The organism is Segatella salivae F0493 (assembly GCF_000477535.1).
Taxonomy (GTDB): domain Bacteria; phylum Bacteroidota; class Bacteroidia; order Bacteroidales; family Bacteroidaceae; genus Prevotella; species Prevotella salivae.
In genome coordinates this window covers 14803-37705 of record NZ_AWGW01000029.1, presented here as the reverse complement: position 1 = coordinate 37705, position 22903 = coordinate 14803, and the positions used below count along the sequence as shown (strand labels likewise).

Below are 22903 nucleotides of genomic sequence, written 5' to 3'. Positions count from 1 at the left end.
CACTACATCTTTAGCTCTCCAATAAAGGGAATGGCACCATAACGCCCTTCCATATACCCGTTTGCAATATTGATAGTATTATGAATCTTAAAATCGTTTAATGAGTACATGTGGGTGTTACCATCCTTCTTCTCAACCATCCAAACCTCATCTGTGCGGATAAATTCCTGATTCAACAAACATGTCTCGTGAGTAGTAAATATCAGCTGACCCGTTGTTTTCTGTTGAGAAAAGAATTTTACTAATTCTCTTATAAGATATGGATGGATACTATGCTCAATTTCATCAATCAAGACGGTTTTGCCTTCCCTTATCGCATCATAAAAAGCAGGAACGAGATTGAGTAGGCGAACAGTTCCATCTGACTGTGCCACAATGTCCATATCTTTTGAAAAGCCGTTTTGCCCAAACTGTTCAAACATCATCTGGCTAATCTTTCTAACCCCATCCTCAACAGTGAAATTTCGTGTAATCTTATTCCTAGTTATTTCAGATATTCCGCCAGATTGCATTTTGTTTAATTCCTCTATGAGTAATTGTTCTTCATTGTGAGAGCGAATCCATTCATCAAAATCCTCTGTTTGGACTTTGACTGTATTGATTCCTAAATCAACAGCCTTGAAAAGAGCCGAAGTGAACGCAGTGATTTTTTTATTCCTTCTGAGAAGTTCTATTAGAGCGGGGTTAAGTGAATGAAAATTGATTAATACTAATTCTTCTTGAAACCAATGTTTGACAATATCAATGTTCTCATCTGATAAAACAGGCATATCATCATTAATGGTCAGCAAACTGGCAAAAGGATTTTTTTCTAACCATGCTATTATCATTTGTTGCACCTCATCTGATGGTTTTACTGCAAAAGACAAAGTGTAGCCTTCTCTTGTAAATACATTTTTATTCTCTTCTGTACCAAGTCCAGATTCTTGCAGGATTTCAGATTTAATACCATCTTCACCAATTTCAACAGAATAGATAAATGCTTTTCCTGCCTTTGTAACAAACTCAATCGTCAGAGTTATTGGTTGTGAAGCAGGATCATCCCTTAAAGCATAAAAATATCTGGAAACTTTAGATTGATTTAAAAAATCTTTATTGCACACTAATAACCGGACAAAGTCAACACCTTTCAGCATATTGGATTTGCCGGCACCATTGGCACCGTATATAGCAGCCATTCTCAGTGTTGGCAAAACTTTTGCAGCCATGGTAACATGATTGGGAAGAGACTCCTTTCTCATATTAGGGAACATATCAAATTGAACCTCATCTTCAAAAGACAGGAAATTCTTTAGTATTACTCTGAGTAACATAACGTACAAATTTAAATAATCATAAATGAATAAATAAAGATAGCTTCTAAATGTATCTATTTATAGTAGGTGCAAATATACAAAAAAAATATATTCCGTGAAATTTTCACGCAAATTAATTGCATACAAAATTCTCAAACCTGCTACGGTTCTCCCAACGCCTCGACAATCATGGCTACTTGCCGCGGTGTGAAGACGCGCTGGCGGGGCGAGTAGCCGATTGCTTTAAGACGCGCTGGCAGGCCGGGATAGAGGTTTATCCACATTGAGAGTTTCTGCCACGCTGCACCTGGCGAGAGCTGCGGGCAGTAGGCCTGTGCCAGCTCCGTGCGACCATAAGCACGGAGATTGAAGGGGGTGTTGAGGGGTGTTGTTGCTGCCATATTCGTTCTGTTTTAACTGACGGGTCAACGGGGTAACAGGTTGACAAGATGCTTGTCCGTCATGTCACTCGCTTTACACGTCTACCCATTTGCCATGTTGCCAAAATTCGTAATTAAATCTGTTCTTTTTCTTTCGGATTATCATTTATTCTATCTATGCCATTAAAAACAATTAGCAAAAACAAGTTGCCTACTTGTCAACTGTTACCTTGCCACTTTTGAGGCGTAAACTTGCCACTTTCGAGGGCTAAGTGGGCCACTTTTGAGGGCTAAGTGGCAAGGTTTTGCCGTGCGTTGCAATAATAGTCAAAAAACAGGCTGCCTGCAAGTTTCTGCGAACGCCGTGCAGTATATGCTGCAAAGTGTGCACAACGGCGTGTGAACAGCATCACCTCCAAGGAGGCGCAGGCGTTTATTGAAACGCATGCCGACGTGTTGAACAGTGCTTTTGAGCAAATGAAGATGTCGGCCACCATGCGCGATAGCTTGGAGCATTCCACCTATGTTTTCTCGGGGCTCAAAACCTTTCATGAACTGAATGAGGCCTTTCCTTCCTTGGTCGATGAACAGGGTAATAAAAAACCGTTTGAACGCTTCTTGAATGACGTTCAAAAGGTGGACAAAACCTATAATGAGCACTACCTGCGGGCGGAATATAACTTCGCACATGCTTCGGCCGGGATGGCGGCGAAGTGGGAGGCGTTTGCCGAGGACGGCGACCGTTACAACCTGCAATACCGCACGGTGGGCGACGATCATGTGCGCCCCGAGCATGCTGCCCTCAACGGCACGACGCTGCCTTTCAGCGATGCGTTTTGGGACAGCTACTATCTGCCCAACGGGTGGAACTGCCGTTGCACGGTGGTGCAGGTGCGCAAGACAAAATATCCCGAGACACCACACGAGGAAGCCTACAGGCGTGGGGCCGAGGCTTTGGCTAACGACACGCGCGGCATGTTCCGCTTCAATCCTGGCAAGCAGCGCAAGGCCATGCCTGACTATAATCCCTACAGCATACGCCGTTGCAACGACTGCGATCTTGCCAAGGGGAAAGCAACTCTCGCCTTTGTGCCCGATAATGAGTTGTGTGCTACGTGCCGGTTGGTAAGACAATGCTATGGGGATAAGACAAAATTGGAGCGGGCCATTGAGCGCATACATTACTTGCACGAAATGGAACCGCTGCTTAAGGTGAAGCATGAAAAGCCGATAGAAGGTGGAACAATTAAAGTAGGTTTCTCTACCTACGGCAACAAGCACCTCTTCTCCGACACGTTCGGCAGGTCAAAGGTACTGGAGAAAGAGGATTTAGCCTCATTGGATAAGGTGTTGCACCAAGCTACCTTTATAGGCTCCTCACCTTTGACACATAAGAGAACTGATGGCGTTGACCATTTTTATTATTTCGAAGGAGAGATAAGAGGTAAGAAAATAAGGCTAAACGTGGCAAGAAAAGCTGATAGGAAAGACAATGGCTTTGTCCGTACAACATATTTCCTATATTCCATAAATGATATATAAAAAGCGCATTGGGCGATAGTTAGGACTCAAATGCCAGGTCATCATTCCCAATGCGTCTGTATGGTTTTACCGAGGGCGGCGGTTAGGACTCAAATGCCAGGGTGCCATTCCGTCAGTGCTTTATCTGCTGCAAATATACAAAAGAAATCCGTTACCTCCAACAGAAGTAACGGATTATTTTCGCTTTTTATTGACTATTTCTTTTTATCTATCTTCTTCATTTCTCTGAACTCCGATTTCAATACTTTCTTTACCTCTGGTATTTGCCGTTCTTGAGGAAGTTGTTCCGGCTTTCTACCTGTATTCTTTATAATAATATCGCGTACCTCCCGACCAACTTCGAAATGAGTTCCTTCCAACTCAGCCTGCCCATGAATGGATTGTGACTTTATACGCTCCTCGGTCTGAGTAATTCTAAACAGGTTTGCTGCCAATTCTGTTCTGCCCATCGTCTCAAAGAGTTTGCTTTTATCAACGCCACGCTTGCGCGCCAGTTGCACATTCAGCATATTATACATACCACGATAGCCTGCATTTGTGAACTTAGCATAGTCTTTCACACCAGCTTGATGCGCCACAGAACTCAAAGATTTGTTACCTTCTTTTATCTCGTCGCGCATCAGAAGCCGTTCAATATCTGATTGCTTTTCGATATAAAGTTCAAACTGACGTGTTTGTGTGGCAAAATACGCCTGAACCATAGCCACTTCTGGTTTCTTAGGGTCACCATTCATAGCTATTAGATAGCAGGCAAACCGAGTTAGTTTATAATCTATTTGAGGCAGTCCATTTATCTCCCGAGTTACCCGAATGATGTTGTCAAGATGTTCAATATTCAAAGAAATGAAAGCCTTAGTTGCGCGGTCTAATACTTTCTTGAATGAGCTCATCTCGGAATAACCAAGCATAAGCATGAATTCAGATGCCCACCAATAGGTGATTCCATTTTGATTTTTGAAGTCTTCAAAAGACAAGTCTGTTATTTTGGGTAAATTTTCCATATCCATTGTTTATTTATTGAACGCCTACAAATATAGTAAGTTTTTGGAAATGTAGCAAGTTTTTAGATATAAGGATAAAAAAAAGTCGAAACCACAAGGGGTTTCGACTTTCTACCTATTAAGAGTCATGCAATCAATAATGACTTACTATCTTCACTGAAAACACCTCGATACTCTCAAGGATATCCTCGTGGTTGTGGTTGGTGATGGTTTCTGTGAGCCGCAGGCCGTGGAAGCTGTCACTCTCTACGCCGTCCATGGCTGTGCGAATTTGGGCAATCAAAGCCCACGCGACTTCTTGTCCACCCTCCAACCAGTCGTCGGTTACGAAGTGTAGCCGCACGCTGCTTTCACCACGATAGCCACCACCCACGTAGGGTTGCCACGTAATCGGGCCAAACTCGACGAACGCGGCAGGACGTGCCCAACTGTCCTCCTGCTCAATGAACTCCACGTTATGGTTCCACCCTGTTGTAATCGTGCAAAGTGGTCCTATAGAATCATTTAATGTGGTCTTGTTTTATTTTGTTTTTGAGTTTATCTTTTTGGTGTAAAAGTAGTATCTTTATCTGTAATTTGTTTTTAACTAAATAATTCGCAGATAACTATACCTAACCATTCCATTAAGATGATTAAACTTCGTCAAGTATTCGGCCTTTACGGCTCAGGATATGGCTCACGTTCCATATCTACCACACTTGGTATTTCCCGTACAACTATCAGGAAGTATCTTCGTATTTTTAATGAAAATAGTTTATCCTTAAAAGAACTTCTTTGTAAGGATGATACCATGCTTTTTGATTTCTTTGGACTTGCTCCAACAGCTCATCACAGTCCCCGATTAGATGCGCTCTCGGCTCTACTTCCCGACTATGCCAAACGCCTCCGAAAGCGTGGTGTAACAAGAAAAACACTCTACTCGGAGTATATTAAATGTTATCCACAAGGGTATTCCTATTATAGTTTCAATCGTTTCTTGCGCGCCTATATGGCCTCCCACAAATCACTTTTTAAAGGTTTTGTTGCTTGCGGGCCTCCCGCAAATAACTTTTTAAAGGTCTTGATGCTTGCGGGCTTCCCGCAAATCATTCCGCAAAAGGTTTGGCATTTCCGCGCATGGCGAAAGTCGTTTCCCAAATGGTTTGGAGTTTCCGCGCATGGCGAAAGTCGTTTCCCGAATGGTTTGGAGTTTCCGCGCATGGCGAAAGTCATGTCCCAAATGGTTTGGAGTTTCCGCGCATGGCGAAAGTTATTTCCCGAATGGTTTGGAATTAGTTGTTGCAAAGATATGGAAATTAACGGTTCAGAGTAATGGGCATGTACGTCTGCTGGGACATTATTATAGCGTACCCCACACTTATGTGGGAAAGAAAGTAACCGTGTTTTACACCTCCCAACATGTTGAGATATATCAATACTACAGACTCATAGCTCAGCATATAAGAAATTATCAGGGTTTTGGATTTACAACTATCAAGGAGCATCTTCCGGCAGCTCATCGGCTATATTTGGAGGAAGATCCTACGCCTTATCTCAAACGAGCCAAGGAGATAGATCCTGTTGTAGAAGATTTCCTCCAAATCGTTATAGAACGAAAGAAATCCTTGCTTGCAGCTTGCAAGTCTTGTAAAGGTATATTATCATTTGAGAATAAAGTTGGAAAAGACAGACTCATTGCTCCCTGTAAATATGCCCATAAACTTGGTGTATACAACTATCTGTCAATGGCCAATATTCTTACCAAAGGACTTGACAGGATAGAGTTGGTGGAAGAAAGAGAGTTAGAACTAACTCCTCAACATGAGAACATAAGAAGGAAAGAGTATTACGAACAAGAATTAAACAGATAAGATAATGTCAATGAATGAAGAAACACTCTGTCGGATGCAGCATATGCGCCTGCTGGGAATGCATGCGGCCTTCAAGGCTTCACAAGAGAATTTTACACTTGATAAAATGACCAACGATGAGTTTACCTCATGGCTTATTACCAATGAGTGGGACGGTAGATGCAACCGAACTATCGAAAGACTTGTCAAGGCTGCAGGCTTTAGATATGAAGCTTCCTTGGAGCATATAGATTACCGATGTAGAGAGAGTTGGATCGCAACTTGATGCAACGATTGGCTGACCTTGGTTTCATGAGCGAAGGGAGAAATCTGTTCATAGTGGGCAGTACAGGAACAGGGAAAAGCTACATTGCTACAGCACTTGGATATAGGGCATGCCAGAAAGAGCACAAGGTGCTGTATGCAAATACAGCAAAGCTAATGGCAAAATTAAAAGTAGCAAAAGCCAAGGGTAGCATCTTGCAGGAACTCAAGAAAATAGAACGTACAGAACTACTCATTCTCGATGATTTCGGACTACAACCTTTAGATACTGCAGCAAGAAATCTGCTCATGGATATAATAGAAGACAGACATGGGAAGAAATCAACCATCATCGCATCACAAATACCTATAGGAGCATAGTACGAAGCCATAGCAGACCAAACCGTAGCTGATGCCATCATGGACAGAATCATACATGGGGCAATTAAAATTCAATTGAAAGGAGAATCTATGAGGAAAAGAAAAAATATATGAAAGAAAAGGAAAACAAAAGAAAGTGAGAAATCACTTGCAATGTAAATATATTATATCTATTTTTGCAAAATAAACAATAGTAATAACTGGCAAAAGAAGATACGATTGAGAAGCCAGAAAAGATGAACGCTAATAACAAAAGTTATAAAATAACTACATAGGGTTAGTTTCGAAGATTACATGGGGAAAGTTTCAATGATTTTTTCCAATATATACTTATAGTTTAGCACCTGCCTCTTTATGAATGCAGATAAGCTTCTTGGGTTTGATAGTTTCTATAACCTTCTTTATTGTTGTTTTGTCCGCATGACCAGAGGTGTGAATATCCACAACATTGCGGAACAGTTCACGAAACTCCTTGTATTTCGGGTTGGCTTTCACTTGTTCAGGAATCTTGTAATATCCATCCCAAGATGAGAATATCAACAAGGTCTCCTCCTGCGGAAGTTTGCCGATAAGGCCTTTGACTCTATCTATTTGTGATGTTCCAACAATCATGGTAAAGCCCCTGCGCTTCAACTTGCCGTAAAGTCTTTCACTATAAAACAGAGGGTTAAAGGAAAACAAACCTCGCGAGCGTTTTGCTTCCCTTTCCGTAAAGAGTTCCATCGTTCTTTTCATGAACAAAGACCAGATGCACAAAGGCTTCTGTGCGCTTATTGCTGCTCCTTTTATTGCTGCCAGTCGTTCTATATCTGTAGCTGATGCCAAGACAAAGACGTATTTGAATGCCTGCATCACGCTTGCCATCTTCCTTGACACCTCACGTTCATGGATACATCTGCCCTCACGCTTCAGCATCGTGCCTTCAGTGATTAGCACGTCGATATTTGTGGCATATTTCTTCAGTGTCGGGAAAAGTCCTTTGCCCAGATAGCCGTGCTCGCGATAGTCTCCTGTGTGCCAGATGCGTTTGCCATCAGCCTCTATAAGAAACATGTAGGAATCATAAATGCTATGACAATTATAGAACGGAGTAACCTTTATGTCACCTATTGTTATGGATGCAGGAACCTTCTTTGCTTCTGCTCGCGTCCATGTTTTAAATTCCTTCACTTCATCTGCATGAGCAACTGCAGAGACATATTTCATTTCAAGCATGATTCCCTTGTGAAAATCACGTTCTGGCTGCTGGCTGTACTGTTCTTTCTCTTTTTTAATGGCCTCTTCGAGTATCTTGTACTTAATCAGTAGCAATTCTTTGCTTCCTTCTCCAATATACTGATCAATAGGGATATACCAGAACAAGCCAACATGATCTTCGTGGGCATGGGTGTAGAACACAGCTTCGTGTTCTTTCATGTTTTTATCAATAATACCAGTGACCATGCTAAAGTCTTGCTCTGAAGTTGTTGATTCACCATTACCTGGAAGATTCTGCCCAAAATCGATGAAGACTCTGGATGTATTTGTCCATATTTCAGTGATGCAACCACCAATCTGATTAAGACCTCTATGCACTTTGATGTTCACGTTTATCTCCTTTCCTATGGTTGTTTAAGATTTGTGATTTCTTTGCTTCATTATAATCAAGTGTAGGTACAACATAGCCCTTCAGAATATCATTTTCCTTAATGTCTTCCCAATATATAAGATGTATATCAAATTCACAGCTGTCATCTCCATTTTTGAATGCCATAGACACCGGGTTTTCTTGGTAATCCTCTTGCTTTGGGATGACAGCAATGTATCTGCTGTTCTGCCAATCAGACTTTATGTCTTTGTAAAACTTGCACACAATTTCATTGCCTCCAAGTTTTCTTCGGCGGTCAATGATTTTTATTCTTGAATTATTGTTCGGGCCATACTTCAACAAAAGAAACTTTTCTTTGAGTTGAAAGAACAAATTTGAGGAATGACCAACAGCATATTTCGTATGATCTTTGATGTATTCTTCATGGCGACATTCTTCTTCTTTTAGATTGTAACGTTTACGGGCACTTGCTTTTGCTTCAATGAAAAAGACAATGGTCTCACCCAATTGGTTCTCGGCCGTGATGACAAAATCTAGGTTACCGAATCCTGACAAAGAGAATTCAGAATACAGTTTGAAGTTATGAAATGTTTCTGTTTCGCCTGCCATTCTCAGAAATACATTCATTGCTGCATTTACTGCCTTCTCGTCCCTATTCAAAGCAATACCATAGAACAGAGCATTCATTGCCCCTCTTTCTGAATAACCAATAATTTCCATGTTCAATTATCTATATCTTGTTAAACATTCTTCTAATCTTCTTTTTATCTCAACCCGCAAACCATGAGGTTTGAGCACCTCCACCTTTTCACTCATTGACAATATCTTTGTGGCCAGTTCTGACGTAAGACAAAGCCAATACTGGAAGTCACTATACTCCCCATCGCTGGTCTTGATTTCCTCTTGAGAGGAATGAAGTGGAAGCGAGCGTATATATTCAACATGCACTCCGTATACTCGCAGAACAACTTTCTGAGGCTTCAGGTCTTCATTCACAAAGATGCCAACCGTATTGGCATAGTATTCCTCTGCGTCAAAATCCTTTGTCACCACAAAGGATTTATCCGTCAGTTCCATTTCGACCGTTCGGTCAAGAGCAACGTTACGGAGGCCTTCGTGCTCGTTCAGATAGCCGGTAATGTACCATCTTTGGTTATAGACCTTCATAGCATAAGGTTGAAGATGGTAGGTTACACGCTGCCCGTCAAAAGGCTGATAGATTATCTGCAATTCTTTTCCTCGCTGCATAGCATCAATGACCGTCTGGAGGTATTCTGTTCCATGAGGGATATCCTCAAACAGAATCCTGTCTTTCATATTGCGACCAGCCTCAATCATATTAGATATAGTGAAGGAGTTGAGCAACCACTGGCGGGTTCTGTCACTTCGCAACTCATTCGGTGATGAGATGTAATATTCGTATGTAGCGGAATCACATTTCACCTCAACCCCAAATAATTCCGCTATTGCCTCCCTGTGTACATGAAATGTACGCAGAGCAAGGGGCTTTCCATCGCCAAGATAACTGTCTTTCCATCGATAGCTTATCTCTTCAAAGGTAAGTCGTCGCTGTTGCAGCAACGTATTAAGAAGCCAGATGTATCGGTTAAATGTCTTGCTGATCATCTTTATTTCATTCCTTATTCGTATTATATAGTATGATGAGTAGTGGAACTTTGTCCGTAGACTACAATGCAAAGATACTCATCGTATCTGCAACATCACTGCATACCTCTTAAAATTTTTATAAAACCTATTATTTCTTTTATTCTATGCAGCGCTTTTGCATACTCTGATGATAATTTTATATCCAAATTCTAAAATAGATAAGTTATGACAAAGAAAAGAAAACAGAATCGCAAGAATGAGCTTTCTAAGAAGGGAGCCGTTGAGTCTATCAGATTTCAAACACACATTGGACTCAAACAAATAGGGTGTAAGGATACCGATATGTTCCATCGGCTTGCAGATGCAGAAATAAATGTTATTGAAGAATTAGATCTCACCGATGATATCCTTGGCATAAAAAATCTTGTAGAAGGTGTAAGAAAAGAGCTGAATGTAGAGCCAGCATTGGAAAAAGGCGACTTCTGTACCAGCATAGTAGCAATAGCCCTCGGCATTTCCAAGATACCTGTATTGGATGATATGCAGATGCCTGTTGTGAACTGGCAAGATCAAATCAACAAGAAGCTTCTGACACTTTATTATCCAGAGGAATCTCGAAACGCAGTGGCTGAATGGGCAAAAGCTAACGACTATAATACTTCCACCTACCTTGGCCGACCTGTGGTCAAGTTCAAACGGTTATTTATAATCATAGAAAGAACACGCACGTAGACAAAATAGCTGAGAGAAGGCTAGGCGAATGCTCGCCTTATCGTTTCCAGCGATGGTTGAGCCTGAGATTCTTCTTGACAATGATATGCTTCGACGGATGTTCGCATTTCGAGGGAAAATCATTTTCGGCCATGGCCGAAGATGGGAATAAGCTGAAAAAGAAGTTTCGGCTGTGGCCGAAAAGGTGAAATGTGCATGAAAGGGAATTTCGGCCGCGGCCGAAGAAAGAAAAACGCTAAAAAGAGAGTTTCGGCCATGGCCGAAAATATAAATATCGCGCAATTCTGAGTTTCGGCCACGGCCGAAAGAGTTAAAAATAACGATAGAGAGGCTCAGCTTGCGCTACTAATGCAAACGTAAAGTCGTTTTAATTGTTTACGGGAGGATAAGTTTTAAATGCGTGGTTTTTATCTGACGAAGCTTGCGCCACGCGTGAAATCGGGAATCAATACAGGCATTGAGCCGTGTTCGATAGAAAGTTTTGAGAGTTCTGCGATGCTACACCATTCCGCCAAATCATAAACATCCATATCTAAGGGAAGTCCCTGTTGCAGACAATGAGCCAATCGCAAATCCATGAAATAAGACATGCCCCCACGTGGATCAAGTTGCTTGGCTAAGTTTATTGTCTCGGGACGAAAGTCGGGAGCGTAGCTATGGAGCAACGTTTCTATCTGCGAAGCACTCAACAACACACTATTCTCATCAATGTCTATGCCCACTTTAGCGGCCGATTCGCGACTGAGCATAATTTCCGGAGTTGGATATTTGGCTGCGTAACCCTGCGTTCCGATAACCTGGAACATACGGTTATATGGGCGTGGGCTCATCACATTGTGCTGGATAAGAATAGTTTTTCCTTTCAATGTGCGTATCGTCGTTGACGTTTGGTCACCATTGGCAAAGAAACTGCAAGGTGTCTGCATCACCTTTTGATAAATTTGTGTTCCTATGAAGGCATCCGTCTGCATCGATGTAAGATAGTGCATGCGGTCGGTTTTATGCATGTTTAGAAGTTTACAAGCTGGTCCGATGCTGTGTGTGGGATAAACATCGCCACTATTTTGCTGGGCATAAGCCATGCGCCACGGCGTCCAACGGTCTCCAATGGGGTGCGCGTAGCCGCCTTCCGCATGAATCAGTTCACCAAACAGGCCTTTTTTAGCCATTTTCTCGACCGCCATTTCAAAATCATCATACACGGTGTTTTCCAACATCATACAATGTTGTTGCGTGCGTTCGGCTGTGTCTATCAGCTGCCAGATATCTTTTAAGGAGAGCGCAGCAGGCACTTCAACGGCCACATTCTTTCTGTTTTGCATGGCATGGACGGCAATCGGCGCATGCGAAAGCCAGTCTGTGCAGATATAGATGAGATTAACGGCGGGCAGTTGGCACAATTTGATGTAGGCTGATTCGCCACTAAAGACAGCGGGGCGCGGCTTGCCTAATTGTGCAACTTGCCTCGAAACTTCCTCTGCAGTAGACTTAACGCTGTCGCAAACTGCCACGATTTCAACGCCGGGGATGTGACACCAGCGCATCACCGCTTGCCGACCACGAGCGCCAACGCCCACAAAGGCCACACGCAACAGGCGCAATGGCGGAAGCGTTAGCGAGAGAACATCGCGCTGATTAGCTGCGCGAACTGGGGTGAAAGTCTCTATTGGTTGTACCGTAGATGTCATTTCGATTGTGATTTTGTTTTAATTGCTGTGCAAATATACCCAAAAAAGTGAGAAGAAGAAAGGCGAACGGATGAAATGAATGCCGAAAAGGCTGCGATTCTGCCTATTGAAAGAGGGAGAAAGGGAGAGGAGAACAAGAAAGAGAAGATTGGCAATGGCCGAACGACAAGCCACGATGTGAAACGTAAAGTAAAAGTAAGCCGACAAAGATTAATATGAAATATATCGCTCATCGTTTGCAGTATTCAAGATATATTTCGTAATTTTGCGATGTGAAGATGAGTTGATTTATACGCAATTTCAATGGAATCAACATTCAGCCACAAGCTGAAAGGCGCGCACTCCGCATCGCTGATTAACGAGCTTCAATTCTAAGCGCAAACAGATTCAAGTTTGAAGAGATGCACAAGCAACGCACCACATCACGCAAAGAGTAGGTTGTCGACTGCTAACGCAAAACAGAATGCAGCAACAATGCGTTCGTTTCTATCAGCAGCAAAGGATATATTCGGGAGAAATTGATAACATTTTTATTTTTATAAGCACAAGGGCTGCGGTGTTAGCAATAACCCGTTGCCGAATAATTCATTAAAGTTTAAAGACTATGACAAAAGAAAAGTTCTTCACAAACTTAGGTTGGGTGGGTATGGCGACATCGGTTTTGATGTATATTTTCTATATCGCCCAGATTGATAACAACCTCCATGGTCAGAAAGGTGCCTTCATTCAACCATTTATGGCGGCCATAAACTGCACATTGTGGGTTGGATATGGTCTCTTCAAAGAGAAGCGCGATTGGGCTCTTGCCTTAGCAAATGCACCGGGTATTATCTTTGGTTTGATCACCGCTTTCACCTCTTTGTAAGCCAAGCGGAAAGAAATTAGACGAAAAATAGCATAAAATCTATGTACGAAGTCCCTCGACAGGCACAATGACTGCTTTGTTGAGGGACATTTGTTTGAATGAGTTTACAGGCTCATCTCGCCCACTCGCCGCTGCTCAGTCAGTGTGGCTGTTGTGCTATTCGGCCCTATCCACTCAGTCAAAACGAGCCGTTTTCTGACCATTTCCTTTCGGTTATCTTCTAAAAGAGACTGAAAAACAAACGTTTACATGAGGCTTTGTCAAAAGAAAGACCTATCTTTGCAGTGATACTTCATTATAACGGACGAAAAAAAATATAACAACACATCATGCTAAGACGCTTGAAAGCCTTCGTTGAGCCTCGACAAACGCCTCGTTTCACGGCTCTTTTATTTGCATTGCTATGCTCTTCTGCCTATGGTTTCGCCAAAGAAATTACGCCAAACAAGGCATTGGAGATTGCCAAACGATACATTACTCCCGCTGTTGTGGCGCAAAAGTCACGCGCAACTCGCGCTACCTCTGCGGCTGCTTCCACCCCTTTTTATCTCTATAACGACAAGCGTGGGCAGGGCTTTGTCATCGTTTCGGCCGATGATGTTATGGGCGAGGTGTTAGCTTACAGCACAAAAGGTTCGCTCGATACCACCAAACTGAATCCTGAAGCGCGGTTTTTGTTACAACAATATCGCGAAGTCTATCGCGCCCTTCAACAATATCCACAAACAAAGTCGCGTGCCCTCGTCGCCTCATCTCAAACAGATGAAGTTGCGCCACTGCTGAAATCACACTGGGGACAGGGTGAACCCTACAACCAACAGACCCAATATGTCACGGGATGTGTAGCCACTGCAATGGCTCAACTCATGTATTTTCATCAATGGCCTAAGCGCGGTCAGGGGGAGAACTCTTATACTGTGGCCTTTGATCACACGCAACGCACGGCCAACTTTGCGGCGTCTGAATATGCTTGGAAACAGATGTTGCCCGACTATCTGCACGTGTCTTACACACAACAACAGGCCAATGCCGTTGCAAAACTCATGAGTGATGTCGGCATTTCGGTATTTATGCAATACACCTCTGGTGCAAGCAGTGCCTCAAACTATGCTGCAGCGCAAGCCTTTCGCAATCATTTCGACTATGATGTAGCCATGATTACGAAGCAGGATGAAGGCACTTCACACTTCTTGGAGATTGTACAGAGCGAGCTACGGAAAGGCTTTCCGCTCTATATCTCTGGCAATTCAAAGAATAATGCAGCTGGACACGCGTGGGTAGCAGACGGCTTTGACCGCAACGGAATGGTGCACATGAACTTCGGTTGGGATGGACAGGCCGACGGATTTTATTCACTTTCGGCGCTCAGCCTCAGCACTTCAGGAAAAGAATTCAATGGGAGACCATTGGCGTTCAACAGACAACTCATGGTCATGGCAGTGCATCCAAATCGTCAAGGCACACCTCCCATTGACGAACAACTGCGTGAAAATGCGCCAAACTTAGCCTTTACCATCGAAGGAGACATGCACTTCACGGAGACACCTCCCACAACTACGGGCACCGAAGCCCATATTACGATTAATCATTTCACAAATCAAAGCAGCCAACCCTTTTGTGGTGACCTCGGCATTGGCATTTTCTCGGCCGACGATTCGCCTGTGCGCATCTGCCCATCAACCTTTCATGAGGCTGGCGGATACACCGTTTCGCGCTTTGCCGACTATGGAGGCAAGATGTCACCCAGCGCACTTATCAACGGGGATGTGACGATTCCACTCAAACTTTCGGGTCTTGCCGACGGACAATATACGCTTTCTGCCGTTGCCTGCGAACGCCACGCGTCGGGTGATTTCGGTTCATGGACAAAGCTGAAAAAGGCACCACGCATCGTGTTTAAGGTTGAAGCGGGTCACATTTCCTATCTCGAAATGCCGTCAACTGCCCCGACTTTCCAGCTCATGGCTGCCCCAACGTTTGACAAGCCCCTTTATTCGGGTGCGAAGAACACGGCCCATGTCATGCTGCGCAAACTCAATGCACTGCCTTTTGATGGTGTGGTGAGCCTCGAATTTATCGGTAGCGATGGCCAGCCGGCTGCCACTTTCACCACCGAAAAGAGTGTAGACTTTGAGATGTTTGCCACAACGCGCATAACGCTTCCTTTGTCGTTGCCTGAACATCTCACGCCGGGGGATTATGAATTGCGCCTTAGTGTCATCAAAGACTATACCCAAGAGACTTGCATAGTGCGTTCCGTCAACATGCAAGCACCTACGCATGTGAACGTAGAACAACGCGACCAGCGCAACATTTTGTTTAGCAATGTCTTGGGAATTGTGCAGGATAACTCGGGAGAAAGTATTCCGGCAGACAGAATTGACCAGAGAACAACGCCGCTGTTCAAGATTGGATGTATCGCTTTCAGCCGTGAACAAGCCGAATATACCGGCCCCATCATGCTGCAACTTGTAGATGACGAGGGGAAACGGAGCATCAATCTCAAGACCATTCCGGATGCAATCAGCCTCAACCATGAGGCAAACACCTTGCAAATCATGAGCGGATGGTTGCGTGCAAGCGACCTAAAAATCATCAATAATCGTGACTATCGGCTTACATTGACAGGCAAACAAGGCGATAAGGTCATTGACCTCTGGCCCGAAGACGTAGCGCCTTTCATCGTGTCTATCGTCAATGGCCCTTACAATCAATATCCTGATAATGGGCCAGACGGTATTGATGAGGTGGTGCAGGCAGCCGATGTGCGCTTCAATGGCGGACTGCTTGAGGTGAGCCAAGAGGGATTGCAGCGCGTCGCTGTATATCATCCGAGCGGCATTCTGGTAGCAAACAAAGTCATAAAAGGCCAAAACCACGTTGCCATTGCCCTTCCGCGTGGCCTCTATATCGTGAAAATAACGACTCAGGAAGGCAGCTTTACGAAGGTGGTTCGATAGCAGGCGTGGCATCGCTAAGGCAGTCTTGTGACCTAAGAAAAAGCAGAGCAAACGCCGTTGTCAGCCTGTCGGCAAGCTGTTGTCTTTCAAGGTGTTATCCTGTTCCTTATGAACATCACCGCCATTTGCGGCATTTCATCGCACAAAATGACGCAAATCACGGCGTAAAATAAAGGAGATTAGCACGCCATTTGGCGCAAATCATGGCATCGAAGCCATGGAATGGCTTCACACCTTCTCAACGCTTGCCCCCAAGTTGCGCCCTTTTTGCCCTCCATTTCCTAAGCATTCTACTCCCCTCTCCTTGGAGAGGGGCCGGGGGTGAGGCTTTGTTTTCCTCTCCTTCTTTCGCTATAGGGCCGGGGCTTCGCCTTTCTTTTCATTTCCAAACCAAAACATTTGCATTTGAAGTAAGAATATATTAATTTTGCAAATGATGGAAAAAGAAAAGCGGATAGCACTCTTTACGGGCACATTTAACCCCTTTACAATCGGTCATCAGAACATTGTTGACCGAGCACTCCCCCTATTCGACCACCTCGTTATTGCCGTTGCAGTCAGCAAACTCAAGCATACGAGTGAAGAAATTGAGGCACGTGTGGCAGCCATTAAAGCCGTTTATGCCGACGAAGAGCGCGTCACGGTGAAGTCATACGACGACCTTACGGTTGACATGGCACGCAGAGAAGGCGCACATTTCATTGTGCGTGGCGTGCGATCGGTAAAGGATTATGAGTATGAACGCGAGCAAGCGGACGTCAATCGGCAGTTGAGTGGTGTTGAAACCATACTGTTGTTTGCCGACCCTTCGCTATCAAGCATCAGCAGTTCCTTGGTGAGAGAGCTACGCTTCTTTGGCAAAGATGCCGACGAATGGGTGGCAAAACCAAAACGAAAATAAGGTAAATAAGGATAAACAAGTTCAATGTTATGATTACATACAACACAGATGGCGTCGCAATGCCTAAGCTAAAGAAACGCATTATCAACCGATGGATAAAGCAGGTTGCAGCAACCTATGGGCGAAAAGTAGGCGATATAGGCTATATGTTCGTTGACGATGCAAAGATACTACAGGTGAACAACGAGTATCTTGGCCACGATTATTACACCGACATCATTACATTTGACTATGACGAAGACGACATTGTGAGTGGCGATCTCGTGATAAGCATAGACACAGTGAAGTCGAATGCCGAATTGTTTGGAAAGGAATATGAAGACGAACTCCATCGTGTCATCATCCATGGCATATTACATCTTTGTGGCATTAACGACAAAGGACCGGGTGAACGCGAAATAATGGAGGCCAATGAAAACAAAGCTTTGGCAATGTTGAAAGCCTTAGAAGAAAAACAATAAGAAGAAAACACACTTTTGTTTGAATGAAGTGAGCCTGCGTGTTGTGGCTTGTCATCTTATCATTCAGCACAACCAAGCATTAAAAACAAAAAATATGCGACCTTCAACAGGCCGCATATTTTTTATAATGTCCATCATGTTGCTCTTTCAGAAGTTTTTGGTTTTGAAACCAAAATCATCATGATGGAACCTGATTCATTATAACTCTCTAAACAAATAATTTTTGAATGCGAAAAATGAAATAACATTTGCCCTCACGGGTTGTTGCAATTTACAAAGTTGAGTACTTAATAGTCTAAAACTTAAACCTTCGATGCAAAGGTATAAATAACTGCAACTATAAAGTATCACAAATGTTCACATGTTCTCACAAATCTTCATTTTCCCTTTGTTTAGAGGGTTTTTTGTTCTCACAATTTTTCATTTCTCTTGGTTTTCCCTATCTTTTTTCTGTGAAAGCGTACGGAAATCAGATGGTGTTACACCAAATTTATCAGAGAAATTTCTATAGAACGTTTGGGCAATAGGCATGCCACACTCTTCTCCAATGGCTTCAATCGTGTAGTCGGGACTATCTCGAAGCAACTGCGCGGCATACTCCAAACGAAGATCATTGATGAACTTCGTGAAGCTCATTCCGGCATATCGGGTAAAGAGTTGAGCGAACTTATTGTGTGGAACATATACTTCGTTGATGATATCTTCACGAGTTAGTTTCGGTTTCAGGAACAGTTTGCGACTCATGATGACATTAGAAATGCGACTGAAAAGCTCGCGGTCAGCATCTATTTCGGGTTCTTCTTTCTCCTCAACTGGCTGCGCTGTGTCAGTTTCTTCTTTCACTTCGGCCTGTGTTTCGACCTTTTGTTCGTGCTGACTACGTTCAGTTATCAATGCCTGTCGATATTGAAGCAGTCGGTTGATTGTATCTACTGCCGACTCATTCTTACGTGTGATGATGCGGTTATAACGTGCAATTCTGAACACAATAAAGATGAGAAGCAACAAGATAACGACACCCATGATGAGGGCAATACGCATGGTTTTCAGCTCGGCTTGCTGCTGTCGTTGTTGCAATTCAAGGATAGTTGTCTCACTGGATTTAGCTAATTTGAACGCCGAACGAGGCATAAAACCGAAAGTACTGTTAGCCCCGGCCTTTACAGATGCCGTATCCGGGCACTCCGCCAATAGCCGAAAAGAACGGTTTAAGTCGGGAAGCATGCGCAAAGCCTCATCATATTTGCCCGCGTTTTGCATCACAAGCTCCGTATTGAGCAGTGTGTACACCTTCTGATATAAGCCATTCCATTGGTTCTTTGGTGTGGGCATAGAGTTGAAAATGCTTATAGCTCTGCGGAAATATGGCATGGCATCGTCGTATTCTCCAATGTTAGCTTTGTTGATACCAATAAGGAAAGCCAACGTCGCTTCATAGTTTTGGAATCGCTCTTCGATAGAACGTCCGAGGGCAATATAGGCATATTCCAAGCTCGATTGTGTCTCACCTTTAAGGTATTTTGCGTAAGCTATCTTGGTCATCGTACGGAAATAAGCTTCCTTACTCGATGCCGTGTCCTCGATAGCATCGGCAGTTTGCCGTGCGTTCTGCTGCCCTGAGTGACACGAAGAGAATATCGTTACCGAAAGAGCGGTAATGAACAGCAGATGATAAAACTTGAATTTGAGCTTCATTGCTATAGAAATAGAGCGTTATAAATATTGAATCATGTTTATTTTAGCAGTCCGACAGCCTTTACCACGATAGGGTTTGTTTCATTGATTACCTGGAAATATTCACTCATATCCCATAAATCTCGGGCGATAAGTGCCTTGAGTTGCCGTCGAAGTTGAGGCAATGTGGCCTGCAACTCCTGCTGATCCTTAGGCTTAATCTTGTCTTTTTCTGCCGCCTGGACTACGTCGTCAATCAACGACTGGGGTACTTCAAAGCGTGCATTAAAGTCATTAAAAGTTGCAAACTGCTTCTTCAGTTGTTTCCGATTGACATCAATGTATTTGAGATTAGCGTTGATGATATAGCTGCGTGCAGCCATCTGGCGCAAGAATTTCGTATATTGCGTTGTGTCAAGTGGCACGAAAACATCTGGCATAATGCCTCCACCGCCATAAACAACGCGATGCTTTCGCAACGTGTAATACTTCAAAGAATCAGCAAAGTGGATGCTGTCGGCACTATAAAGTTCGCCATGTTCGAAGCGTTTTTCAATGTCCATAGCGTAGTCAATGGCATCTCCTTTCTTGTAAGGCTTTTGTATGCAGCGGCCAGAAGGAGTGAAATAATGCGCAATGGTGAGTCGAATCATGCTGCCATCAGGGAGGTCTATGGGACGCTGTACAAGGCCTTTACCAAACGAACGGCGGCCAACCACAGTGCCACGATCTTGATCTTGTATTGCACCCGTAACGATTTCAGCCGCTGAAGCAGTATATTCATTGATAAGAACAAACACCTTTCCATCAAGTAATCTGCCACTACCATCGGCACAATAGTCCTGTCTTGGCACCTTACGTCCTTGCGTATAGACAATCAAATCGCTATTATGCAGGAACTCGTTTGCAATCTGTACGGCTGCCATCAGATAGCCTCCGCCATTCTCTTGAAGGTCAAGAATGAGATCTCTCATGCCTGAAGCCTTCAATGTTTCGACTGCTTTCATAAACTCATTATACGTGGTTACGCCGAAACTTCCTATGCGGATATAGCCCACATGAGGGCGAATCATGTAAGCAGCATCAAGAGTTTTCACTGGAATCTTATCGCGAACAACGGTAAATTTGAGTATGCCGGCAATACCACGGCGTACAACTCCCAGTCTGACTTTTGACCCCTTAGCCCCACGAAGGCGTTTCATGATTTCTTCTTTTGACATCTTTACACCTGCAATGGCAGTGTCGTTGACACTCACAATGCGGTCGCCGGCCAAGATTCCGACACGTTCTGACGGGCCATTTACTACGGGTTGAATGACTAAAAGCGTGTCTTTCACCATATTAAACTGCACGCCAATACCTTCAAACGACCCTTGAAGTGGCTCGTTCATTTCCTTAGTTTCTTTCGCCGTTGAATAGGAAGAATGAGGGTCTAACTGCTCAATCATGCCACGGATACCATCTTCTGCAAGCTTCTTTTCATCGACACTGTCGACATAAAGGTTTGTAATGGCCATCTCGGCAAGCACCATTTTGCGCATCGGTGAATTGTATCCAAAATTCAATTGCTGTGCCTTTATCGCTTGAGGAAACGATAAAAGTAAAAACAAAATCACCCATGTCATTCCATAAAGGAATGCATGAGTGCGGTCGGTTTTATATAGTTCTTTCTTCATTATGATTTATTTTTTATTCTACTTCATGGCTTTTTACGACACAAGAACTTTATTCCAAGGGTTCAGAATCAATGTCGGGAAGATCTTCTTCAATAACAAGATTGTCGATGATAAAGTTCTGTCGCTCCATCGTATTCTTGCCCATGTAATACTCTAAGAGTTTTCCCACCTGATCGTTCTTATGCAAAGTCACTTGCTCTAAACGCATATCAGGCCCTATAAAATGAGCAAACTCATCGGGACTAATCTCTCCCAATCCCTTGAAACGCGTAATCTCAGGGTCTGGGCCGAGGTCTTTGATAGCCTTTAGTCGTTCTTCTTCCGTATAGCAATACAGCGTAATAAAGTCTGATTTCTTTTCTTTCTTATCCATACGCGCGTCAGCTTCGGCTATCACTTGTTTATTTTTAATCTTTGTTCTCTTATTCCTTACGCGGAAAAGTGGCGTTTGAAGTACGTATACATGGCCTTTCTTTATGAGCTCAGGAAAGAATTGTAAGAAGAAAGTTATTATCAATAAACGGATATGCATGCCATCAACGTCGGCATCAGTAGCTACAATCACCTTATTATATCTAAGGCTATCAAGTCCATCTTCGATATCAAGTGCGGCCTGAAGCAAGTTGAACTCTTCGTTCTCATAAACCACTTTCTTCGTTAATCCGAATGAATTCAGCGGCTTACCACGTAGAGAGAACACCGCTTGTGTATTCACATCACGACTCTTTGTAATGCTTCCGCTGGCCGAATCTCCCTCAGTAATGAAGATTGAACTATCCTCTTTACGATCGTTTTTGGCATCACAGAAATGGATACGGCAGTCTCTTAACTTCCTATTATGAAGGTTAGCTTTCTTCGCTCTCTCGCGTGCTAACTTCGTAACTCCAGCCATTGCTTTGCGCTCTTTCTCGCTTTCTTTGATCTTGTTCTCAATGACTTCCGCCACATCTGGATGGATATGAAGATAGTTATCGACATTCTGCTTGACGAAATCTCCTACATATTTATTGATACTTTCGCCATCAGGAGCCATCTGAGTTGAACCAAGTTTAATCTTCGTTTGGCTTTCAAATACGGGTTCTTCGACATTAATGGCGATGGCAGCAACAAGTCCATTGCGCACATCGGTATACTCATAGTTCTTATTATAGAACTCCTTTATCGTCTTAGCTATATGTTCTTTGAATGCGCTTTGATGCGTTCCACCTTGTGTAGTGTGCTGACCATTCACGAAACTATGATACTCTTCACCATATTGATTGGTATGAGTGAAGGCGATTTCTATATCTTCTCCCACGATATGAACAATAGGATACAGGCCGTCGTTCGTCATCGTATCGTTCAACAAATCAGCCAAACCATTCCGACTTTTGATGCGATGTCCGTTGTACATGATGGTTAATCCACTGTTCAAATAGGTGTAATTACGCAGCATAGTCTCAACAATATCGTTGTGGAAACTATAGTCTTTAAAGAGTGATTTGTCGGGTTCGAAGTAGATAAAAGTACCGTTTTCGTCGTCTGTTTCGAGTGTAACATCATTGAGTTTCACGCCTTTTTCAAAGGTCAACTCACGTACTTTCCCATCACGAAATGACTTTACTTCAAAGTGTGAACTCAATGCGTTCACCGCCTTTATACCTACACCATTCAGACCAACGCTTTTCTTAAAAGCCTTCGAATCATACTTACCACCAGTGTTAAGCATGCTTACTGCCTCAACCAACTTCCCTTGAGGAATGCCTCGTCCGTAGTCACGCACAGTCACACGCAAGTTATCTTCCACCTCAATCTCAATGCGATCGCCGGCTTTCATCTTAAATTCGTCGATTGAATTATCAACAACTTCCTTCAACAGTACATAGATTCCATCTTCCGGAAGATTACCATCGCCGAGACGACCGATATACATTCCCGGGCGTGTTCGCACGTGTTCCATATCCGAAAGATGTCGGATATTATCGTCTGTATAGGCTACCGTCGGCTCTTGTTGACGGCTTTGAGCTTCATTTATCGTTTCGTTTTCAGGCATATTTGTCTTTCTTTATTTCATAAAAG

The 22903-nt window shown here is 43.4% G+C and carries 20 protein-coding genes and 1 pseudogene; 10 read left to right on the top strand and 11 right to left on the bottom strand.

Translation table 11 applies throughout. The features are described from left to right. Positions 1–2: 2 nt before the first annotated feature. Positions 3–1313 carry an AAA family ATPase gene (locus HMPREF9145_RS10320; RefSeq protein WP_036907420.1) on the bottom strand — a complete coding sequence of 437 codons (1311 nt, stop codon included), beginning with the start codon at positions 1311–1313 and terminating at the stop codon, positions 3–5. Between the two features lie 143 nt (positions 1314–1456). Beyond that, a complete protein-coding gene (locus tag HMPREF9145_RS10315) occupies positions 1457–1696 on the bottom strand; it encodes a DUF4248 domain-containing protein (RefSeq protein WP_021826346.1) in 240 nt (79 codons plus the stop codon). A gap of 378 nt (positions 1697–2074) precedes the next feature. Here HMPREF9145_RS10315 and HMPREF9145_RS10310 point away from each other — a divergent pair, with 378 nt between their 5' ends. Beyond that, positions 2075–3217: a phage head morphogenesis protein gene (locus tag HMPREF9145_RS10310; RefSeq protein WP_231369792.1), complete on the top strand. Its 1143-nt coding sequence runs from the start codon at positions 2075–2077 to the stop codon at positions 3215–3217. 194 nt (positions 3218–3411) lie between these two features. On the opposite strand, the gene HMPREF9145_RS10305 is transcribed toward HMPREF9145_RS10310, so the two are convergent. Beyond that, entirely contained in the window at positions 3412–4218 is an 807-nt protein-coding gene (locus HMPREF9145_RS10305; RefSeq protein ID WP_021826294.1) for a BRO family protein, read from the bottom strand. 133 nt (positions 4219–4351) lie between these two features. Continuing rightward, positions 4352–4561, bottom strand: a complete 210-nt coding sequence (locus HMPREF9145_RS14020) for a hypothetical protein (RefSeq protein ID WP_231369791.1) — start codon at positions 4559–4561, stop codon at positions 4352–4354. 285 nt (positions 4562–4846) lie between these two features. On the opposite strand from HMPREF9145_RS14020, the gene HMPREF9145_RS14320 reads away from it, so the two are divergent. The 3 genes and pseudogenes from HMPREF9145_RS14320 (at position 4847) to istB (ending at position 6806) form a co-directional block, all read left to right on the top strand. Then, the gene (locus HMPREF9145_RS14320; RefSeq protein ID WP_021826319.1) at positions 4847–5530 is read left to right on the top strand and encodes a hypothetical protein; all 684 of its coding nucleotides are present in this window, start codon (positions 4847–4849) and stop codon (positions 5528–5530) included. Further along, positions 5484–6068: a Mu transposase domain-containing protein gene (locus tag HMPREF9145_RS13825; protein WP_021826284.1), complete on the top strand. Its 585-nt coding sequence runs from the start codon at positions 5484–5486 to the stop codon at positions 6066–6068. The genes HMPREF9145_RS14320 and HMPREF9145_RS13825 overlap by 47 nt, the downstream gene beginning before the upstream one ends. A gap of 4 nt (positions 6069–6072) precedes the next feature. Next, positions 6073–6806, top strand: a pseudogene (gene istB, locus HMPREF9145_RS14275) (IS21-like element helper ATPase IstB). A 216-nt stretch (positions 6807–7022) separates the two neighbouring features. On the opposite strand, the gene HMPREF9145_RS10280 reads toward istB, so the two are convergent. From HMPREF9145_RS10280 to HMPREF9145_RS10270, 3 genes are read right to left on the bottom strand one after another with little or no spacing between them, the layout of a single operon-like run. Further along, a complete protein-coding gene (locus HMPREF9145_RS10280; RefSeq protein WP_021826353.1) occupies positions 7023–8279 on the bottom strand; it encodes an MBL fold metallo-hydrolase RNA specificity domain-containing protein in 1257 nt (418 codons plus the stop codon). Next, positions 8260–9000: a hypothetical protein gene (locus HMPREF9145_RS10275; protein WP_036907415.1), complete on the bottom strand. Its 741-nt coding sequence runs from the start codon at positions 8998–9000 to the stop codon at positions 8260–8262. Before HMPREF9145_RS10275 ends, HMPREF9145_RS10280 begins: the two co-directional genes overlap by 20 nt. 6 nt (positions 9001–9006) lie before the next feature. Next, a complete protein-coding gene (locus tag HMPREF9145_RS10270; RefSeq protein WP_021826384.1) occupies positions 9007–9906 on the bottom strand; it encodes a helix-turn-helix transcriptional regulator in 900 nt (299 codons plus the stop codon). A gap of 207 nt (positions 9907–10113) precedes the next feature. On the opposite strand from HMPREF9145_RS10270, the gene HMPREF9145_RS10265 reads away from it, so the two are divergent. Then, positions 10114–10620: a hypothetical protein gene (locus HMPREF9145_RS10265; protein ID WP_021826385.1), complete on the top strand. Its 507-nt coding sequence runs from the start codon at positions 10114–10116 to the stop codon at positions 10618–10620. A gap of 407 nt (positions 10621–11027) precedes the next feature. Here the strand turns inward: HMPREF9145_RS10265 and HMPREF9145_RS10260 are convergent, their stop codons facing one another. Next, positions 11028–12314: a Gfo/Idh/MocA family protein gene (locus HMPREF9145_RS10260; protein WP_036907413.1), complete on the bottom strand. Its 1287-nt coding sequence runs from the start codon at positions 12312–12314 to the stop codon at positions 11028–11030. Positions 12315–12383: 69 nt separating this feature from the next. On the opposite strand from HMPREF9145_RS10260, the gene HMPREF9145_RS13555 reads away from it, so the two are divergent. The 5 genes from HMPREF9145_RS13555 to ybeY all read left to right on the top strand — a co-directional run bounded on the left by HMPREF9145_RS13555 (position 12384) and on the right by ybeY (position 17495). Continuing rightward, the gene (locus HMPREF9145_RS13555; RefSeq protein WP_021826400.1) at positions 12384–12527 is read left to right on the top strand and encodes a hypothetical protein; all 144 of its coding nucleotides are present in this window, start codon (positions 12384–12386) and stop codon (positions 12525–12527) included. A 385-nt stretch (positions 12528–12912) separates the two neighbouring features. After that, on the top strand, positions 12913–13173 hold the full coding sequence (locus HMPREF9145_RS10255) for a membrane protein (RefSeq protein ID WP_007134868.1): 261 nt from the start codon (positions 12913–12915) through the stop codon (positions 13171–13173). Positions 13174–13502: 329 nt separating this feature from the next. Further along, on the top strand, positions 13503–16133 hold the full coding sequence (locus HMPREF9145_RS10250; RefSeq protein WP_021826313.1) for a thiol protease/hemagglutinin PrtT: 2631 nt from the start codon (positions 13503–13505) through the stop codon (positions 16131–16133). Between the two features lie 436 nt (positions 16134–16569). Next, the gene (gene coaD / locus HMPREF9145_RS10245) at positions 16570–17034 is read left to right on the top strand and encodes a pantetheine-phosphate adenylyltransferase (protein ID WP_021826317.1); all 465 of its coding nucleotides are present in this window, start codon (positions 16570–16572) and stop codon (positions 17032–17034) included. A 29-nt stretch (positions 17035–17063) separates the two neighbouring features. Beyond that, positions 17064–17495 (top strand): rRNA maturation RNase YbeY, encoded by a 432-nt coding sequence (gene ybeY, locus HMPREF9145_RS10240; RefSeq protein WP_021826368.1) that lies wholly within the window; start codon positions 17064–17066, stop codon positions 17493–17495. Positions 17496–17915: 420 nt separating this feature from the next. Here the strand turns inward: ybeY and HMPREF9145_RS10235 are convergent, their stop codons facing one another. Genes HMPREF9145_RS10235 through HMPREF9145_RS10225 form a run of 3 tightly spaced genes read right to left on the bottom strand, consistent with a single transcriptional unit; the run spans position 17916 to position 22877 of the window. Further along, positions 17916–19190, bottom strand: a complete 1275-nt coding sequence (locus HMPREF9145_RS10235) for a helix-turn-helix transcriptional regulator (RefSeq protein WP_021826392.1) — start codon at positions 19188–19190, stop codon at positions 17916–17918. Between the two features lie 38 nt (positions 19191–19228). Continuing rightward, positions 19229–20845 carry a S41 family peptidase gene (locus HMPREF9145_RS10230; protein WP_021826312.1) on the bottom strand — a complete coding sequence of 539 codons (1617 nt, stop codon included), beginning with the start codon at positions 20843–20845 and terminating at the stop codon, positions 19229–19231. Positions 20846–20894: 49 nt separating this feature from the next. Next, positions 20895–22877: a DNA topoisomerase IV subunit B gene (locus HMPREF9145_RS10225; protein WP_021826379.1), complete on the bottom strand. Its 1983-nt coding sequence runs from the start codon at positions 22875–22877 to the stop codon at positions 20895–20897. Positions 22878–22903 lie beyond the last annotated feature (26 nt).

What these genes read in the sequence shown, in the direction of transcription:
- HMPREF9145_RS10250 (WP_021826313.1), top strand. Translation starts at nt 13,503, where the DNA reads ATGCTAAGACGCTTGAAAGCCTTCGTTGAGCCTCGACAAACGCCTCGT.
- HMPREF9145_RS10275 (WP_036907415.1), bottom strand. Translation starts at nt 9,000, where the DNA reads ATGGAAATTATTGGTTATTCAGAAAGAGGGGCAATGAATGCTCTGTTC.
- ybeY (WP_021826368.1), top strand. Translation starts at nt 17,064, where the DNA reads ATGATTACATACAACACAGATGGCGTCGCAATGCCTAAGCTAAAGAAA.
- HMPREF9145_RS10305 (WP_021826294.1), bottom strand. Translation starts at nt 4,218, where the DNA reads ATGGAAAATTTACCCAAAATAACAGACTTGTCTTTTGAAGACTTCAAA.
- HMPREF9145_RS13555 (WP_021826400.1), top strand. Translation starts at nt 12,384, where the DNA reads ATGAATGCCGAAAAGGCTGCGATTCTGCCTATTGAAAGAGGGAGAAAG.
- HMPREF9145_RS10225 (WP_021826379.1), bottom strand. Translation starts at nt 22,877, where the DNA reads ATGCCTGAAAACGAAACGATAAATGAAGCTCAAAGCCGTCAACAAGAG.
- HMPREF9145_RS14320 (WP_021826319.1), top strand. Translation starts at nt 4,847, where the DNA reads ATGATTAAACTTCGTCAAGTATTCGGCCTTTACGGCTCAGGATATGGC.
- HMPREF9145_RS10235 (WP_021826392.1), bottom strand. Translation starts at nt 19,190, where the DNA reads ATGAAGCTCAAATTCAAGTTTTATCATCTGCTGTTCATTACCGCTCTT.
- HMPREF9145_RS10230 (WP_021826312.1), bottom strand. Translation starts at nt 20,845, where the DNA reads ATGAAGAAAGAACTATATAAAACCGACCGCACTCATGCATTCCTTTAT.
- HMPREF9145_RS10255 (WP_007134868.1), top strand. Translation starts at nt 12,913, where the DNA reads ATGACAAAAGAAAAGTTCTTCACAAACTTAGGTTGGGTGGGTATGGCG.
- HMPREF9145_RS10265 (WP_021826385.1), top strand. Translation starts at nt 10,114, where the DNA reads ATGACAAAGAAAAGAAAACAGAATCGCAAGAATGAGCTTTCTAAGAAG.
- HMPREF9145_RS10320 (WP_036907420.1), bottom strand. Translation starts at nt 1,313, where the DNA reads ATGTTACTCAGAGTAATACTAAAGAATTTCCTGTCTTTTGAAGATGAG.
- HMPREF9145_RS10315 (WP_021826346.1), bottom strand. Translation starts at nt 1,696, where the DNA reads ATGGCAGCAACAACACCCCTCAACACCCCCTTCAATCTCCGTGCTTAT.
- HMPREF9145_RS10270 (WP_021826384.1), bottom strand. Translation starts at nt 9,906, where the DNA reads ATGATCAGCAAGACATTTAACCGATACATCTGGCTTCTTAATACGTTG.
- coaD (WP_021826317.1), top strand. Translation starts at nt 16,570, where the DNA reads ATGGAAAAAGAAAAGCGGATAGCACTCTTTACGGGCACATTTAACCCC.